The sequence below is a fragment of the Oceanospirillum sediminis genome, assembly GCF_014164585.1.
GTDB lineage: Bacteria > Pseudomonadota > Gammaproteobacteria > Pseudomonadales > Halomonadaceae > Oceanospirillum > Oceanospirillum sediminis.
This window is the reverse complement of sequence record NZ_JACJFM010000120.1, coordinates 1-479: the sequence shown is the minus strand read 5'-3', so window position 1 is coordinate 479 and position 479 is coordinate 1. Positions and strand designations below refer to the sequence as shown.

The following is a 479-nucleotide window of genomic DNA, read 5'->3' as shown; positions in this document are numbered from 1 at the left end:
CCCGTAGCGCGTAATTCAACTTTGGTAAGTACTCAATGTATTTTTCAGCAATCAAATCGGTAAGCGGTTGCAAGTTGGCTTCTAGCTGTCTTGCTGTGTCGTCATCCCAAGTGTGCAATTCTTCCGCAAGTTTTAAAAGCCACGCCCAACCATAGGTGCGCTCATAAGATTTATTATGCTTACCATGAAAATAAGCCACTTCTGCCTCAATGTTTTCTTTAGATATATTATTGAGCAATCTCGCTTTTATAGATTCAGCATCATCCAAATTGGGAAAGGATTTTAGCAAACGCACCAAACTCCAATGCCCATGAACTGATGAATGCCAATCAAAACAACCGTAAAACGCAGGATGTAAGGTTGTGGGAGATTTTAAATCTTCATCACCGCCCAAGGTCTGCGATAAACGATTTGGGTATTCTATGTTGATACAGTGCAAGGGCAACTCTGCAAGTTTATTGGCTTGTTCCAAATCTAGC

1 protein-coding gene is annotated in these 479 nt (G+C 41.1%); it reads right to left on the bottom strand.

The window, feature by feature from the left end; translation table 11 throughout:
- Positions 1–479: DUF2891 family protein (locus H4O21_RS28095; RefSeq protein ID WP_182812444.1), on the bottom strand; the 479-nt coding region annotated here is incomplete at both ends.